We start from the raw sequence: 16,094 nt of genomic DNA on the forward strand, positions 1-16,094 counted from the left end.
CGTCTCACCCCAGTTCCGACCGAACCGCGTCGCCGATCTCGTCGATGGCCTCCCGCGCACGGTCGAGTTCCGGGTCGGCAAGCATCGTCAGGAACCCGTGGATCATGTCGTCGTACTGGACGTGGCGGGTCGGGACGCCCGCGGCGTCGAGACGGTCCGCGAGCGCGCGGCCGTCGTCGCGGAGCGGGTCGAATCCGCAGGTGAGCAGGAACGTTGGCGGCAGTCCGTCCAGTCGGTCGGCCTGCAGCGGGGCGGCATACGGATGATCGCCGTCCAGTTCGCTCCGGACGTAGCCGTTCCAGAACCGCTCCATGTCCTTCCGCGTCAGGAAGTATCCCTGTGCGTTCTCTTCGTAGGAGTCCGTCTCGAAGGAGAACTCCGCGGGCGGATACGCGAGCACCTGGTAGTCGATGGACGGGCCGCCCCTGTCGCGGGCGAGGAGGCTGACCCCGAGTGCGAGCGTCGCGCCGGCGCTGTCCCCGGCGACGGCCAGCGCGCCAGGCGTCGCACCGATCTCCTCGGCGTTGGCTGCGAGCCACTGCGTCGCGGCGTAGCAGTCCTCCAGCCCGTCGGGGAACCGGTGTTCCGGAGCCAGCCGGTAGTCGACAGCGACGACGACGCAGTCAGCCGCGTTGGTGAGAGCCCGACACAGCGCGTCGTGGGTTTCGATGCCCCCGAGCATCCAGCCGCCGCCGTGGAAGAACGCGATAGCCGGTCGCGGTCCGTCAGTCGTCGGCCGGTAGATGCGGATCGGAACCTCGCCGTCCGGGCCGGGGATGGTCCTGTCCGTGACCGAGTCGACTGGCTCCGGCGGCTCGTCGGGCACGCTCAGGTCGCGGTAGGTCTTGCGGGCCTCGGCCAGAGGCAACCGGTACAGCGGCGGCAGTCCCTGCTCCGAGAGCCCGTGGAGGTACTCCTGCACTTGCGGATCGAGTGTCGACGCCATCGGTCTGTTCCACGCTATCTCGGCACGAACGTATAGTTCTATCTCCGGACGGGGCGAGCGGCCGGCTCGTCGCTGCCCGGAAACTGAGTGACGAATCGCCGGTCAGTACGTCGGGTGCGCCTCGCCGACGCTCTCTCGCTCGTTGACCAGCCGGGCCAGCGTGAACAGCAGGTCCGAGAGCCGGTTCAGATAGGCGACCGCCTGCTCGTTGACCCCGTCGGCCTCGGCCTGGAACGCGACTGCTCGCCGCTCGGCGCGCCGACAGACCGAGCGCGCGTGATGGAGCGCCGCCCCGGCGTCGCTCCCGCCGGGGAGGACGAACGATTCGAGCGGGTCGAGCTCCGCCGAGGCCTCGTCGATCCACGTCTCCAGCTGGTCGACGTGTCGCTCCTCGATGACCGGATCGTCGGGGTCGGGATCCGGGTTGGCGAAGTCTGCCTGGACGATGTGGAGGTGGTTCTGCACCGCTGCCAGGTCCTCGTCGATCTCCTCGTAGCCCGTCGGCCGGATCGTCCCGATGAGCGAGTTCAGTTCGTCCGCGTTGCCGTACGCCTCGATACGGGGACTCCCCTTCGAGACTCGGCTCATGTCCCGCAGGTCGGTCTGTCCTTCGTCGCCGCGTCGGGTGTAGATTTTCATACTCAGGTCACTCCTCGACGAGCTCGCCGATTCGGTTCTCCGTCCCGCAGTGCGGGCAGGTCCAGTCACGGTCTGTCAGGTCTGTTCTGGTGATGTCGCTCAGCCCCCAGTAGCCGTCACACGCGCCGCAGTTCACGTGTGCTAACGTCTCGATGTAGGCCGTGTGTTCCGGTGCCATACACGCTCCCGGTTGCGACCCCCTGACAAAAAATACTGTCTCCGTCCCGGCCCGTCAGGCGACCGTTTTGAGCGGCGTCCCCTTCGCGAGCCGGGCGGCGTTCGAGCCGAGTTTCCGGGCGGTCTCAGTGGTCACGTGGGGAATGTCGAACATCGGGTCGTCGTCGGGCAGTTGCCTGTGGTGGACGACGATCCGCCGGTCTGGCGTTACGCTCACACCGATCTTCAGCGGCGAACTGACCGAGGCGTCGTAGGCGACCGGGACACCGTCGCCGTCGAAGCCCGATTGGACCGCCCACGAGACGCCCTCCTCTTCTAGGCCGTACTCGATGTACCCCACTGGGTCCGGTAGCTCCTCGCCGATGCACCACACGAACACGCGCGGGATCTGGTCGTTCTGGTCGACTGGGCCGCGGCAGCCACTCATACGTCTCTGTTCTACACTCACAACTATAAAATCGGGTGGCGCAGTTTCGTATTTGCGAACGCTGTCCCGCCACAGTTCGTGTCGCTGTGTCGGCCCCACGACGGCCGCGGTGTCAGACCGTGGACCGTTCCAGCGACGTCGAGAGCCCGGACGGGATCTCTAGGTCCAGATAGCCCTCGCCGCCGACGTGTGACAGCACGAGTCCGGTCGCGACGGCGTTCCGCGGCCCCATCTCACCGCGGACGTTCGCCCGGCCACAGACGATGCCGTACTCGGCCATCGCGTCGGAGATCATCTCCGGAATTTCGAAATCGAGCGCGGAGCGGCCGGTCATAACGACGAACGGCAGCCGTCGGATGCTCTCCGTCGGTGTGATGATGTTGAGCGCGCGCTCGGCGTTCTCGACGAACACGTTCCGTTTGGCCCGCCGCCGGACGCGGCGTATCTCCTCCGGGGATTTGTCGACCGGCACCGGCCGCATGCTCCCGCCGTCTTCGAGGACGACCGTCCGGCCGTAGAGGCTCGGGTCGACGGGATCGTCGAAGAAGTTGACCGTTCCGTCTTCCTCGCGGATGCTGTAGAGGGACTGGACCTTCGCCGAGGGGTACTTCTTGATCGCCTCCGCCAGGTCGCGGTCGTCCAGTCCGAGTTCGGAGTCGATGAGCATCGTGACCAGGTCGCCGGCACCCGAGAGGTGGATCGAATCGATTTCCTTGTCCTCGTCCATGTACGCCGCGTCGGTCGACCCGCCGCCCATGTCGAGGATCGCGAGCGGGTGGTCCGTCCCCGGTGTCGTGAGCGAGCCCAGCACCGCCATGTTCGCCTCGACGCCCTGGATGACGACCTCTGCGCCGATTTCGTCCTCGATGCCGTCCGCGATCTGTTGCATCGGGAGCTGCTGGGTCTTCACCATCGCGGCCAGGGCGACGGCGCTCTCCATGCTGTGTTCGTCGGCCACGCCGCCCTCGACCTTCTGCGGGACGAGCGTGTCGACCGCCATGATGTCCCGGATCTCGATGGCGTCGACCGGCTGGCCGGTGACTTCGGCCATCTGGCTCCGCGCCCGGTTCAGCATGCCGCCGATGTTCGACCCGCTCTCCCCCTGAACGTCTGACACCGGCCAGCTGTCCATCACCGCGTCCATGATGACGTCCGCTCCTTCGTCGACCGGCACCTCGGTCGTGTTCCCGCGCTCGTCGATAATACGGAGTTCGCCGGCGGGTATCGTCCGCTCCTCGACGTCGCCTGCCGGCGTCTTGATCACCACTGCAGATTTATTCCCCACGAGGGCACGAGCGACAGGGATTATCTTCTGGGTCTCCTCGGAGGAGAGGTCGAACACAGTCGCGATGCCGTAGGGGTTCGACAGTTCGTCGATGGTTCGTCCCGTCGCTTCGGGCGCGACCTCCACGGCTGTGGGCTGACCCCGCGGGACCTTCCCCAGATCAGACACCTCGTCGATAATCGGAATGTCGATGTCGATCCGATTGTGAATGAGAACGGCGTCGTCCCGCTGGACGATAGCGCCGGCGACTTCATAACCCGCCGCCGACCATTCGTTGATGATTTCGGCGGCGACGGCGAAATCGACCGTTTCGGGCACCAGGAAAACGACGGGCTCGCCGGGGTCGTGATCGTCCATCGCCGCCGTTATTTCGATGCCCGTCCCTTTCCCGAGACCGACGCCGCCCGGCGTCGACGGGTCGTGGCCGATCATCGTCGACTCCGTGATGACGGTCTCGGTGATCGTCTCCATCGCCACGTCGCCGATGACAGGTGCGGCTTCGTTGAGAAGCACCGTCTCGATATCGTCCACGTCGATGTCCGCGTCAGTCGCGGCCCGGGAGAGCGCACTTACCACGCCCGGGACGTTCTTTTTCGTCCCTTTCAGCCCGGTCGTCCTGTAGAGGGCACTGGCACAGAACTCCGGGCGATGCCCGTCCCGCTGGCGCAACAGCGCGACCTCCGTACTGGAATTACCGATATCGACACCTGCGAGATACGCCATACCCCTGCTATCGAGGGAAATATCAAATAGCTTTCCCCAGCGCTGACGGCGACACGCGGAGAGGCGTCTGCGGCCCGCTGTCCCGCGGTATGTCGTAATTCCGGTCGCCGGTCGCCGACGGGGAACCGGCTCGCTGACCGAAATCTATTTGACACTTGCTCACGCACGACACGAAGACAACCGAGCTTGTAGTAACACAAAAGAATTTACACAGCGAGCCACACCATGACACCCGGAACACTGCTACTCGTCGGTCGGCAGACGGCGGAATCGCCACAGCCGATTCAGACACACGCGGCGCGTCTGCGCGACCGGAACGCCGCAGCCACGGTGCGGGTCGAGACGTACGACGAGACGTGGGACGAAACTGTCGCGGACACCACACCCGAGCGCGCGGACGGACCGGTGCTGGTGGTGCCACTCACGGTTGCGTACACGAACGAGACGAGGCACGTGATCTCCACGATTGCTCGGCGGTGGGGCGCTGCGGTGTCACTCTGTGACCCCATCGGCCACAGTCCGGCACTCACCGACATCATCACGGAGCGCGCGGACGAACACGCCGACCGTCCGTCGGAGACCTCGCTGCTCCTCGTCGGCCTCGGTAGCGGGTCCCTGTCGGACCAGCGGCGGACGGTCGAATACCACGAACAACGACTGCGGGACCGGACGGCCTACGACGAGGTGCGGTCGTGTTACGTCCTTCAGGACCCTGTCGTCGAGTGTGCGCGGTACAACGTCTCGAACGAGGCGGTGGTCGCGGTGCCGGTGTTCGTCGCACCGTCGCCCGTCACGGCGGAAACCGTCCCGGAGAAACTCGATATCGACCGCGATGGCATCGACTACGCTGCACCTATCGGCGCACACGAAGCCCTCACCGACGCGATTCACGCCGAAGTAGTGAGACACCGTGCCCTCGAACAGCTATCGGACGAGCACAGTGCGGACCGCGTCAGCCGTCCCCCTGCGGTTCCGGCCCGTCCGGTCGTGACTGACGGCAGGGGACCATCGGACTGAGTCCGGGTCCCGTGCCAGTGTCGGGTCGTCTCTACGGAACGACCAGTACCGGCACGTCGACCGTCTGCCGAATGCGAGTGACCCCAGTCGGACGGAGTCGCCCGACCAGCGGGGGGGTCTTGTCGTGGCCGACGACCAGGGCGTCCGCGCCGGCATCGGCGACGTACTCGTCGAGTGTCTCCTCTGGCCGGCTGAGTGCGGTGAGCGTTTCGAACGTCAGGTCGCCGCCCGGGTCGCCCACGGCTTCGACTGGGGACCGCAGTTCCCGTTCCTTGCGCTCGATGAACTCCTCGGAGACACCGCCGGCGTTGAACGGCCCGGCCGCCCGCTGGAGGTCGATGACGGTGACGACGCGCACTGTTGTTCCGTGCGCCTCGGCGACCGCCACAGCGTGCTCGGTCGCTGCTTCGCTCGGGACCGTCTCCAGGTTGGGCACGACCAACTGCTCGAACTGTATCTGCGTCTTGTCGTCGGGAACTGCGAGAATCGGGATATCGGCCGCCCGCCCCACGCCGTCGACGAGGCTGTCGAACGCCCTGGTGCTCGCCTGTGGCCGGATCAGGACGAGGTCGATGTCCTGTTCGGTCGCGTAGCGCAGGACCTGCTCCTGTCGGGGTCCCTCGGCGGTGTGTATCCTGCCGTCCACCGCTGCCTCCGTGATCAATTTCTCGACCTCCGGCGGAACTGCCTGCTTGGTCGCGACGGTCGGTGCGTCCGAACCTAGCGAGAGGCGGGACGACTGTGTTTCGACGACACGCAGGAGGTGGACGGCGGCGTCCAGCCGCTCCGCGAGCGCGATGCCGACCTCGGCGTTTCGCGCTGCGACTGCCTCGTCCCCGATCAGAACGAGCACCCGGTTGTATGTCACTGGGTGACAATAACACACCGCTTCTATATACCGTTGGCGGCAGTGGCCTGAGGGCCGACACTCGAACTGGGGAGATGGTCGCCCTGCCGTGCATACGCTTTTTTCCGTCCAGTCATCAGTCACTGTATGGTCGAGTACTCGGAAGACTACCACGCACAGGCCACTGCGACGGACGACACCGACCGCTGGACGACCGAGTCCCGTGGGCAGTTCGAGGTTGGCATCCCGCAGGAGTTCGGCGGGACATTCGACGGGCCGGCTCCCGAGAACTACTACGCCATCGCGCTCACGAACTGCTACGTCGCCACGTTCACCGTTATGGCCGACAACTCCGATTTCTCGTTTCAGGAGGTGAACGCCGACGGGACGCTCCGCCTGCGGCCCGACGACGGTTCGACCGCCGTTGACTCATTCGACCTCACGGTTGAACTACAGGTCGAGTCGCCTGACAGGAAAGCCGAGGTGCTGCTGGAGCGGACCCGGGAGCACTGTTTCATCCTCCAGTCCGTCAACTTCCCGGTCTCGGTCGAGCACGAGGTCATCTCGGGGTGAGTGCGCGTGGGCAGCGAAAAGCTCCGCTCGAAGGAAGAACTCCTAACTGGGGGGATAGTTTTATTTTCTGTCACGACGACGGTGCGGACGGACTTCACTATGACAGCGGTAACACTCGACGTTGCAAAGACGATTATCGCAGCGGCAGAGGAGAAAGCCGAGGAGATAGACGTTCCGATGTGCATTGCGGTGATGGACGACGGGGCGAACCTCGTCGGCTTCCACCGGATGGACGGCGCGCTCCTGGCAAGCATCGACATCGCGCAGAACAAGGCCTACTCGTCGGTGTCGCTGAAACTGGATACGAAGACAATTCACGAAGTCTCACAGCCCGGCGAATCGCTGTATGGACTGGGAACGACAAACGACGGCCGCATCGTCACCTTCGGGGGTGGTTACCCGCTGGAGGACGCCGATGGCACCGTCGTCGGCGGCGTCGGTGTCTCGGGCGGCAGTGCCGAGGAGGACATGGAGGTCGCACAGGCCGGTGTCGACGCCTTCGAAGGCTGAGACCGGCTGTGCGTCGTCGGCGACAGAAACAATACGGCCTCCCGACATGCCTACAAGCCCGGTCGGCGACTTGGCAGCTTTCCAGCGCGGATAGCTATTTTTTACTGGTACTGACGGATAGCTTCGTCCCAGACCTGTAATACAACTATAATTGCCTTATTTATATTTTCTTTATATTCGAGAATAATAAAAACGCAAAATTATATAACCTGACACTCCAATGAGGTATGTGTATGACAGATGATGACAAGCCTGTAGCCGATGGCTCAGGCGAACTCGAGGAGACAGCGCCGAAGCGGTCGAAACGCTTCGAGGCGCTGGACGAACGGGCTGTCACAGAAGACGGGTTCGTGAACGAGTGGCCGGAGGTCGGATTCGTCGCGATGGAGAGTCCGAACGACCCCGATCCGAGCGTAACTGTCGAGGACGGGAAAATCGTCGAGATGGACGGGAAAGACCGCGAGGAGTTCGACTTCATCGACCGGTTCATCGCCGATTACGCGATCAACGTCGACAAGGCCGAGGAGGCGATGTCGACTGATTCCGAACAGGTCGCCCGCGACCTCGTCGACATCAACGTACCGCGCGAGGACATCGTCGAACTGACGACCGCGATGACGCCGGCCAAGTTGTCGGCGGTCGTCAACCACCTCGACACCGCCGAGATCATCATGGCGATGAAGAAGATGCGGACGCGCCAGACACCGGGCAACCAGTGCCACGTCACCAGCGTCGAGGACAACGTGGCACAGATCGCCGCGGACGCCGCGGAGGCCGCGCTCCGGGGGTTCTACGAGATCGAGAACACGGTCGGGGTCGCCCGGATGGCCCCGCTGACCGCCCTCGCCCAGCAGATCGGGGCCCAGTGCGGTCGCGGCGGCGTCATCACGCAGTGTGCCGTTGAGGAGGCGACCGAACTCGAACTCGGGATGCGCGGGATGACCGGCTACGCGGAGACCGTCTCCGTCTATGGCACCGAAGATGTGTTCAAGGACGGCGACGACACGCCGTGGTCCAAGGCGTTCCTCGCCTCCGGGTACGCCTCCCGCGGCCTGAAGATGCGGTACACGTCGGGGGCCGGGTCGGAACTCAACATGGGCCAGGCGGAAGGCAAGTCGATGCTGTATCTGGAGAGCCGGTGTATCCTCGTCACGAAAGGTTGTGGCGTCCAGGGCCTCCAGAACGGCGGTATCAGCTGTATCGCCATCCCGACGTCCGTCCCGGCCGGCGTCAAGGAGGTCGCCGCCGAGAACCTCATCACGATGATGGCCGACCTCGAAGTCGCCTCCGGGAACGACCAGACGTTCACCCACTCGGACAAGCGCCGCACCGCCCGGATGATGCCGCAGTTCCTCGCCGGCACGGACTTCATCTTCTCGGGCTACAGCGCCGTCCCAAACTACGACAACATGTTCGCCGGGTCGACGTTCGACTCATACGACTTCGACGAGTACAACATCATGCAGCGGGACCTGCAGGTCGAGGGCGGCACGAAACCCGTCGACGAGGACACGGTTCTTGAGTACCGCGAGCGGGCCGCCAAGGCCGTCCAGTCCGTCTTCGAGGAACTCGGGTTCCCGCCCATCTCCGACGAGGAGGTCGAGGCCGCCGTCTACGCCGACGGCAGCAAGGACATGCCCGAGCGCAGCACGGCCGAGGACATCAAAGCCGCCGAGGAGATGATGGAGGAAGGCCTCAACGGGGCGGAACTGGTGAAGATACTGGCCGACAACGGCTTCGAGGAGATCGCCGAGAACCTGCTCGGCATCCTCAAGGGCCGCGTCGCTGGCGACTACATCCAGACCTCGGGCATCTTCGAGGGCGACGGCGACTTCGACGTCGTCAGCGCCGTCAACGACCCCAATGATTACCAGGGTCCCGGGACGGGTCACCGCCTCGAAGGTGAGGACTGGGAGGAAAAGAAACAGGTTCGGTTCGCGGTCAACCCGGAGGACATCTGACGATGGCACAAGCACAACAGCAGGAGCGGACACTGGTCCTGTCAGAGAAAGGCGTCGCCGAGGAGGGCACGGACACGGACGAGGTCGTCATCTCGATCAGCGCGGGGTTCAACGAGATGAAAGACGAGACGCTGGCGGGCGTCAAACTCGCCGAGATCCTCCGAGAGATGATGGCCGGCATCGAAGAAGAGGGGCTCACGGCCCGTGTGGTACGCTTCACTGACAACCTCGACCTCGGTGTCATCGGCCTCAGGGGCGCGAAGCTCTCCGGGTCGGGCATCTCTATCGGCATTCAGACGCGCGGGACGACGCTCATCCATCAGGAGGACCTCGTCCCGCTCAGCAACCTAGAGCTGTTCCCCCAGGCCCCGCTGATCGACCTCAAAACGTACCGCGCAATCGGCAAGAACGCGGCGCTGTACGCCAAAGGCGAGACGCCCGAACCGGTCCCAGTCGCCAACGACCCAATGGCCCGACCGAAATACCAGGCGCTCGCGGCGCTGTGGCATATCAAGGAGATGGGGTACAAGAACGAAGACAAAGACCCGATGGAGATGGAGGTCGCCTTCGAGTAACAATGAGCGACGACATTCACTACCCACTGGCAGACAATCCGGACGACGTCGAAACGCCCGAGGGAACGAAACTTTCGGAGATCACACTGGAGAAGGTCGTCGAAGGTGAGATCGACGGCGAAGAGCTCGTCATCTCGCCGGAGACGCTGGAGAAACAGGCACAGATCGCTGAACAGGAGGGGCGACCCCAGGTCGCGCGGAACTTCCGGCGGGCGGCCGAACTGACCGAAGTCCCGGACGACCGCATTCTCGAGATATACAACGCACTGCGACCGAGCGGGGCCGACAAGGAGACGCTGCAGGAGATCGCCGACGAACTGGAAAACGAGTACGGTGCGGAGATCAACGCCGAGCACGTCCGCGAAGCCGCCGAAGTGTACGAGGCGCGAGGTCTCGTCTGATACGGGGTGTGTCGCTGTCTCCCGGTGTTCGGCGACCTCGGCTCGGCCACACCGGTACTGACACGACAGTCCGTCTGCAGCCGATACACTCATCGGTGCGGTGTCGTAGCGGTAATCTCTAAGAGGGTTCAGCTATAACGTCGAAACGTAATATACAATCATGACTAATCTGGGTGGATTCCACGATCACGTGGCACGTATCGACCTCGATGACGGGGCTGTAGCCTACGAGGGCATCGACGAGGAAGACGCGAAAAAGTACATCGGCGCACGCGGACTCGGCGTGAAGTACGTCTTCGACCAGGGACCCGACGTGGACCCGCTGGGACCGGAGAACCTGCTGGCGTTCATGAACGGGCCGCTGACCGGAACGCAGGTGACGATGAGCGGCCGTATCGCCATTTGCACGAAATCGCCGCTGACAGGGACGGTCACTGATTCCCACCACGGCGGCTGGTCGGGTGCGCGGCTGAAGTGGTCGGGCTTCGACGGACTCCTCTTCGAGGGCCAGGCAGACGAGCCAGTGTATGCGTACGTCGAGGATGGCGAAGTGGAACTGCGCGACGCCTCGCACCTCTGGGGCCAGGGCGTCCACGATACGGTCGACGACCTCGAAGGCGAGATCGAGGGCGGTTCGCTGGGCAAGAACCTCTCGGTGATGGCCATCGGGCCCGGCGGTGAAAACGAAGTCAAGTACGCCTGTGTCGTCAACGAGGACGACCGCGCGTCGGGCCGGGGCGGGACCGGCTGCGTGATGGGCAACAAGAACCTCAAGGCCGTTGTGGTAAAAGCGGCCACCAATATGCCCAAGCCGAAGGACCAGGAGACGTTCCAGGAGGGCCACAAGCAGGCGATGCAGGTCATCCAGGAGTCCGACGTGACCGCGCCCAACGAAGGCGGACTCTCGATGTACGGCACCAACGTCCTGATGAACGTCACCGAGGAGATGGACGGCCTCCCGACGAAAAACGGTCGGTACTCCTCGACGCGGTCGTATTCGGACGCCGAAGGCGACGGCGAGCGCATCATCGACTCGGAGAACGTCTCGGGCGAGAACGTCCGAGAGAACATCCTGGTCGACGAGCCGACCTGTCACTCCTGCCCGGTCGCCTGCAAGAAGGAGGTTGAGGTCCAGACGATGCACAAGGGCGAGGAGCTGAACGTCCGGATGGAGTCCTACGAGTATGAGTCCGCGTGGGCGCTCGGCCCGAACTCCGCGACCGACGAGCGGGACAAAATCGCCGTGATGATCGACCGCTGTAACGACTACGGGATAGACACCATCGAGGCGGGCAACATGATGGCCCAGGCGATGGAACTAACCGAGGAAGGCAAGCTCGACGAGCTGGACGACGGAATTGCGTGGGGCGACGCCGACGAGATGATCGACATGCTCGGCAGGGTCGCCCACCGCGAGACGGAACTCGCAGACCACATGGCCGAAGGGCAGGAACACCTCGCCGAGGAGTTCGGCGACGTGACGACGGACACGCTGACGGTCAAAAACCAGTCCATCCCCGCGTACGACCCGCGGTGTATGAAGGGGATGGCAATCGGGTACGCGACCTCGAACCGCGGGGCGTGTCACCTACGCGGCTACACGCCAGCTGCGGAGATTCTGGGCATCCCGGAGAAGGTCGACCCGCGAGAGTGGGAGGGCAAAGGTGAGCTGTGCGCCACCTTCCAAGACCTCCACGCCATCAGCGACTCCTTCGACATCTGCAAGTTCAACGCCTTCGCCGAGGGCATCGAGGAGTACGTCCTGCAGTACAACGGCATGACCGGGCTGGACGTGAGCGAGGAGGAGCTGATGGAAGCCGGCGAACGCGTCTACAACCTCGAGCGGTACTACAACAACCTCGCGGGCTTCGACGGAGCCGACGACGACCTCCCGTCACGCTTCGTCGAGGGCAACGAGCACGCTGTCCCGGCGCAGGGCGGCTCCGAGGGTGACCTTGCCGAGCTTGACGAACTGAAAGAGGAGTACTACGAGGTTCGCGGCTGGGCGGACGGCGTCGTCACCGACGAGAAACTCGACGAACTCGGAATCGAGGTCGGCCCGGGAACCGGCGTCAGCTCCGGCGGTGCAGCGGCACCGAGCGACGACTGAGTCAGTCCCGCGTCGGTTTCCGCTCGGACACCCTACCTCGGTGCAGTAGTACCTACTAGCCCAGTCGTCGGTATAGCTGCGTGCTCGGTCTGACGAAAGACGTTGAGCCGTTCTGATAGCGGTGGGAAAACATCTAAGCTCCGGATTCGCGTACTGCAGCGTATGACCGATACAGGCGCAGACCCCGACCGGGGCCAGGAACACATCGAGGTGCTCAGGGAGACGGTCGACCGCAACCGGGACCGTGACTGGGCGGACTACCGCGAGCGGTTCTCCTTCACAGTCGTGGACGACGGGACGGTGTTGCTCTCGCCAGCCGACGAGACAGACACGACGGAGTCTGTTGTCGAGCAGGAAGTGACCCACACAGTCATCGTCAACGGTGGAACGGCCGTCGACTGCAACTGCCACGTCGCGCAGCGGCCGTTCGATCCGCAGTCCTGTCGACACATGCGCGCCGTCGAGGCACACCCGCGACTGTGATCTCGTCTTCGGGTCCGGCACGCATACTAGCGGGGCGGCGACTGAAACGGACGGCTGACTGAGAGGGCGATGTTACGGAGAACCGTCGTGAACAACCGTTTCTTTACTGATTGCTCTCGTGGGAGATTCCGTCCCGGCTCTTGTCAGAGAGCGACAAATATCCCAAAGATAGAAATGATTAATCATGTAATATGGGTGGATAGCGGAAAATCGACTGATTTGGTCCGACAATGGTCTGAAACGCGGGCGTAACCACCGAGATTACTGAACTATCGCAAACTAATTGTTGGTTCATTATAGTTTTTGATGCCGGAGCCCCGGAAGAACGGCTCGATGGCCAGACATCGACCGCAGGGATCTCGTAATCGGAGTGAATAATAGCCGTACGACTGTTATCCGAAGCGAGGCGAGAAGACACTGTAGTCTGTGGGACATCGGGGGTGCGACGTGAGGACAGTTACTGGGCGACGAGGGCGTGCTAACAGCCCGTTTTCCGGGTCCGGAGTGAGTAACGGGTTCCGGTGTGAGGCAGAGCTGCCTCTGACATCTTATCATTGCCTGACGGTTCCACACGACTACAGTTTCAACTATCCTCGTTCTTTCACGGAATCCAGGCTTCTGTATGGGCAAAAATGGCTGACTACATCCTTATATTCTCAAAAAGAGTCTAAATACCGCGAACGAAGAATACAATATCCCTATCTATACACGTATGAGCTGTTATAGACAGAGTAGAGCGGGTGTATGTTTGAAAACCCGATCAAGAGACATAGAAACAGCCAGTAAACGCGTATAGTTACATGTGGGAGCGTTAGATGCAGATGTCTGATTGAGATGAGCACCTTCCGAAAACCACCCGACGCCGGTCTATCCGTCGATACCGTTCACTGAACTGTCGCTGAGGGGCCGGCGGTCACCGGTAACACAGGCTCACAGCGAGGATGACGAAGTACGTTATGAGCCCCCAGCACGCCGCGGCGACGACGACCGGGCCCAGGCGGACCGCGAGTCCGCCAGCGCAAGCCAGGAGCGTGACTGCCGAAGCCGTGCGCACACCACGGCGCTCCCACAGCGACGTGACGGGTGTGTCAAGAACGAAGAGCGCCTCGACACCCAGCGCGCCGGTCACGCCGATGGCGACGGCGGGTTCTGACCAGAGCGTGTCGAGTACGCCGGCCCGGCGCAGATACGCGACGAGTGCCAGTCCACAGAGCAGGGCAAACCCCGCGTCGCGTCGGTAGTCGGGCACAGGGGTGGTACACGCCGCGGCCAGAAAGCGGTGCTGCCGGCGGTGGGAAGCTCTCGGCGACCCCAAGTACAAAGACACTGACAATCGCAGTGAACCTATGCACCATCCTGGACCGCCGCGGTTCGTGGCGACGGGTGACGAGATCGAGCTCGCACCCCGGGACCCGGACCCGACAGCGACGTACAGTTGGCACGTCGCGCGCGCACCAGTACAGTCCACTGCCACACTCGGAGACGACCCGGTCGAACACTTCGTCCCCGACACGCCGGGCCGATACATCATCCGTCTTAACGCACCGGACGGCAAGCACGACCTCACCGTCCGCGCGTTCCCGGGGACCCTCGAATCGAGCGGGGCACACACCTCTGGACGTTCCGGTAGCGCAGGCGGTCGAAGCGGTGGCGTCTCCGGCGGGCAAAGCGGCTCCGGCGGCGACGACGAGTACACGCTGGCAGATGACAGCAGCGACGGCGGCGGTGGCGGCGGCCGCCCGCGCCTGACCCTGCAGCCGGCCATCGAGGGCGACGAGGCCGTCGTCCGCGCGGACCGAAGCCCCCACCCGGAGGGGAGCGAGGCGGCCGCCGACCTCGCCGTCGAGTATCTGTTCGACGACCGCGACGACATCGACGCCGACGCGGTGACCCGGGACGGGACAGCCCTCCGGATCCCGCTGGACGCGCTCCCGGAGCGTGCCCGCATCCACGCCGTCGCGGTCGGCGACCACGGCTACAGCGTGCCCGACGCCGTCGAGTTCACGCGCACCGCTGACGGCGTCGAGACGGTGGCCAGCGGGGCCGGCGTCGCCGCCACCCGCCCGTACGACGCGCCCGAGTGGGCCGAGGACGCGGTCATCTACGAGATTTACGTCCGCACGTTCGCCGGGGACAGCGACGACTCGCCGTTCGATGCCATCGTCGACCGACTGGACTACCTCGACTCCCTGGGCGTCGACGTGCTCTGGCTCACGCCGGTCCTGCAGAACGACCACGCGCCCCACGGCTACAACATCACGGACTTCTTCGCTATCGCGTCGGACCTGGGCACCCGGGCGGACTACGAGCGGTTCATCGAGGCGGCCCACGACCGCGGGTTCAAGGTACTGTTCGACCTCGTCTGTAACCACTCGGCGCGGACTCATCCCTACTTCGAGGCCGCCCGCGACGACCCGGACAGCGAGTACCGCGACTGGTACGAGTGGCGCACCGACACCGAACCGGAGACGTACTTCGAATGGGAACACATCGCGAACTTCAACTTCGATCACCTGCCGGTCCGCCGGCACCTGCTCGATGCGGTCGCGCGGTGGGCCGAACTGGTCGACGGGTTCCGGTGTGACATGGCCTGGGCCGTCCCGAACAGTTTCTGGCGCGAGATCCACGACTACTGCAAGGACCGCGACAGCGAGTTCCTGCTACTGGACGAGACGATCCCGTACATCCCCGACTTCCAGGCCGGGCTGTTCGATATGCATTTCGACTCGACGACATACGCCGCGCTCCGGCAAGTCGGGGGCGGCGGCGACGCCGAGGCCGTCCTCGGTGCCATCGAGGGGCGGGCGGAGATCGGCTTCCCGGAGCACGCGTCGTTCATGCTGTACGCTGAGAACCACGACGAGACTCGCTACGTCGTCGACTACGGGCGCGACGCCGCCGAGGCCGCCGCGGGCGCGCTGTTCACGCTTCCGGGCGCGCCGCTACTATACGCCGGTCAGGAGTTCGGCCAGCGCGGCCGTCGCGACGACCTCGCGTGGGACCACGCCGACGAGGCGCTCCAGTCGTTCGTCAGCGACCTTGCGGCAGCCAGACACGACCAGCCAGCACTGTCGGCCGACGCGGACCTGCTCCGCATCCCGTACGAGGTCCGAGACGGGCCGTCTGACCGCGTCGTCGCGTACGCACGGGCGACTGCCGAGGACGCAGCCGTTGTGGTACTCAACTTCAGCAGCGAGCCGACGACGGTTGAGCTGCCGGCCGTGACCGCCGACACCGACCTTGTGTCCGGGGAGCACCGCGGCGGTGCTGGTGACGGGAACGCGACCGTTACAGTCGATAGCGTGGGTGTGTTCCCGGCCGCCGGGAGCGACCTGCGCCAGTAATTCGCGCGGTCGGGTCCGTTCAACGATAGCGGCTCCGCCCTCCCGGGATATGCGGTCGTGGCCTCGAAGTATCACT

Annotated in this window: 16 protein-coding genes; 9 read left to right on the plus strand and 7 right to left on the minus strand. The window is 64.2% G+C overall.

What is annotated here, in order from left to right; genetic code table 11:
• Positions 1 to 4: 4 nt before the first annotated feature.
• The 5 genes from D3D01_RS05455 to D3D01_RS05470 all read right to left on the minus strand — a co-directional run bounded on the left by D3D01_RS05455 (position 5) and on the right by D3D01_RS05470 (position 4,197).
• Positions 5 to 946, minus strand: a complete 942-nt coding sequence (locus tag D3D01_RS05455; protein WP_121511497.1) for an alpha/beta hydrolase — start codon at positions 944 to 946, stop codon at positions 5 to 7.
• A gap of 102 nt (positions 947 to 1,048) precedes the next feature.
• Entirely contained in the window at positions 1,049 to 1,585 is a 537-nt protein-coding gene (locus D3D01_RS05460) for a cob(I)yrinic acid a,c-diamide adenosyltransferase (protein WP_121511498.1), read from the minus strand.
• Positions 1,586 to 1,592: 7 nt separating this feature from the next.
• Complete coding sequence (locus tag D3D01_RS23650) at positions 1,593 to 1,763, minus strand: hypothetical protein (RefSeq protein ID WP_158600442.1); 171 nt, start codon at positions 1,761 to 1,763, stop codon at positions 1,593 to 1,595.
• Positions 1,764 to 1,817: 54 nt separating this feature from the next.
• Positions 1,818 to 2,189: a glycerol dehydratase reactivase beta/small subunit family protein gene (locus D3D01_RS05465; RefSeq protein ID WP_121511499.1), complete on the minus strand. Its 372-nt coding sequence runs from the start codon at positions 2,187 to 2,189 to the stop codon at positions 1,818 to 1,820.
• A gap of 112 nt (positions 2,190 to 2,301) precedes the next feature.
• Positions 2,302 to 4,197 carry a diol dehydratase reactivase subunit alpha gene (locus D3D01_RS05470; RefSeq protein ID WP_121511500.1) on the minus strand — a complete coding sequence of 632 codons (1,896 nt, stop codon included), beginning with the start codon at positions 4,195 to 4,197 and terminating at the stop codon, positions 2,302 to 2,304.
• A gap of 225 nt (positions 4,198 to 4,422) precedes the next feature.
• Between D3D01_RS05470 and D3D01_RS05475 the strand changes: the two genes are divergently transcribed.
• Positions 4,423 to 5,214, plus strand: a complete 792-nt coding sequence (locus tag D3D01_RS05475; protein ID WP_121511501.1) for a CbiX/SirB N-terminal domain-containing protein — start codon at positions 4,423 to 4,425, stop codon at positions 5,212 to 5,214.
• A 31-nt stretch (positions 5,215 to 5,245) separates the two neighbouring features.
• Here the strand turns inward: D3D01_RS05475 and D3D01_RS23410 are convergent, their stop codons facing one another.
• Entirely contained in the window at positions 5,246 to 6,082 is an 837-nt protein-coding gene (locus tag D3D01_RS23410) for a universal stress protein (protein WP_147439899.1), read from the minus strand.
• A gap of 126 nt (positions 6,083 to 6,208) precedes the next feature.
• On the opposite strand from D3D01_RS23410, the gene D3D01_RS05485 reads away from it, so the two are divergent.
• The 7 genes from D3D01_RS05485 to D3D01_RS05515 all read left to right on the plus strand — a co-directional run bounded on the left by D3D01_RS05485 (position 6,209) and on the right by D3D01_RS05515 (position 12,674).
• Positions 6,209 to 6,634: an OsmC family protein gene (locus tag D3D01_RS05485; RefSeq protein WP_121511502.1), complete on the plus strand. Its 426-nt coding sequence runs from the start codon at positions 6,209 to 6,211 to the stop codon at positions 6,632 to 6,634.
• 99 nt (positions 6,635 to 6,733) lie between these two features.
• Entirely contained in the window at positions 6,734 to 7,144 is a 411-nt protein-coding gene (locus D3D01_RS05490) for a heme-binding protein (protein ID WP_121511503.1), read from the plus strand.
• 233 nt (positions 7,145 to 7,377) lie between these two features.
• Positions 7,378 to 9,105, plus strand: coding sequence for a propanediol/glycerol family dehydratase large subunit (locus D3D01_RS05495; RefSeq protein ID WP_121511504.1), 1,728 nt, complete (start codon positions 7,378 to 7,380; stop codon positions 9,103 to 9,105).
• 2 nt (positions 9,106 to 9,107) lie between these two features.
• Positions 9,108 to 9,680 (plus strand): propanediol/glycerol family dehydratase medium subunit, encoded by a 573-nt coding sequence (locus D3D01_RS05500; RefSeq protein WP_121511505.1) that lies wholly within the window; start codon positions 9,108 to 9,110, stop codon positions 9,678 to 9,680.
• Between the two features lie 2 nt (positions 9,681 to 9,682).
• Entirely contained in the window at positions 9,683 to 10,081 is a 399-nt protein-coding gene (locus D3D01_RS05505) for a diol dehydratase small subunit (RefSeq protein ID WP_121511506.1), read from the plus strand.
• A gap of 160 nt (positions 10,082 to 10,241) precedes the next feature.
• Positions 10,242 to 12,191, plus strand: a complete 1,950-nt coding sequence (locus tag D3D01_RS05510; protein ID WP_121511507.1) for an aldehyde ferredoxin oxidoreductase family protein — start codon at positions 10,242 to 10,244, stop codon at positions 12,189 to 12,191.
• A 162-nt stretch (positions 12,192 to 12,353) separates the two neighbouring features.
• Positions 12,354 to 12,674, plus strand: a complete 321-nt coding sequence (locus tag D3D01_RS05515) for a hypothetical protein (RefSeq protein ID WP_121511508.1) — start codon at positions 12,354 to 12,356, stop codon at positions 12,672 to 12,674.
• A 913-nt stretch (positions 12,675 to 13,587) separates the two neighbouring features.
• Here the strand turns inward: D3D01_RS05515 and D3D01_RS05520 are convergent.
• Positions 13,588 to 13,923 (minus strand): hypothetical protein, encoded by a 336-nt coding sequence (locus tag D3D01_RS05520; protein ID WP_121511509.1) that lies wholly within the window; start codon positions 13,921 to 13,923, stop codon positions 13,588 to 13,590.
• A 97-nt stretch (positions 13,924 to 14,020) separates the two neighbouring features.
• On the opposite strand from D3D01_RS05520, the gene malA reads away from it, so the two are divergent.
• The gene (gene malA / locus D3D01_RS05525) at positions 14,021 to 16,018 is read left to right on the plus strand and encodes an alpha-amylase MalA (RefSeq protein WP_121511510.1); all 1,998 of its coding nucleotides are present in this window, start codon (positions 14,021 to 14,023) and stop codon (positions 16,016 to 16,018) included.
• Positions 16,019 to 16,094: the final 76 nt, after the last annotated feature.

It is taken from the genome of Haloarcula sp. Atlit-7R (assembly GCF_003666065.1).
In the GTDB taxonomy this organism is placed as follows: domain Archaea; phylum Halobacteriota; class Halobacteria; order Halobacteriales; family Haloarculaceae; genus Haloarcula; species Haloarcula taiwanensis.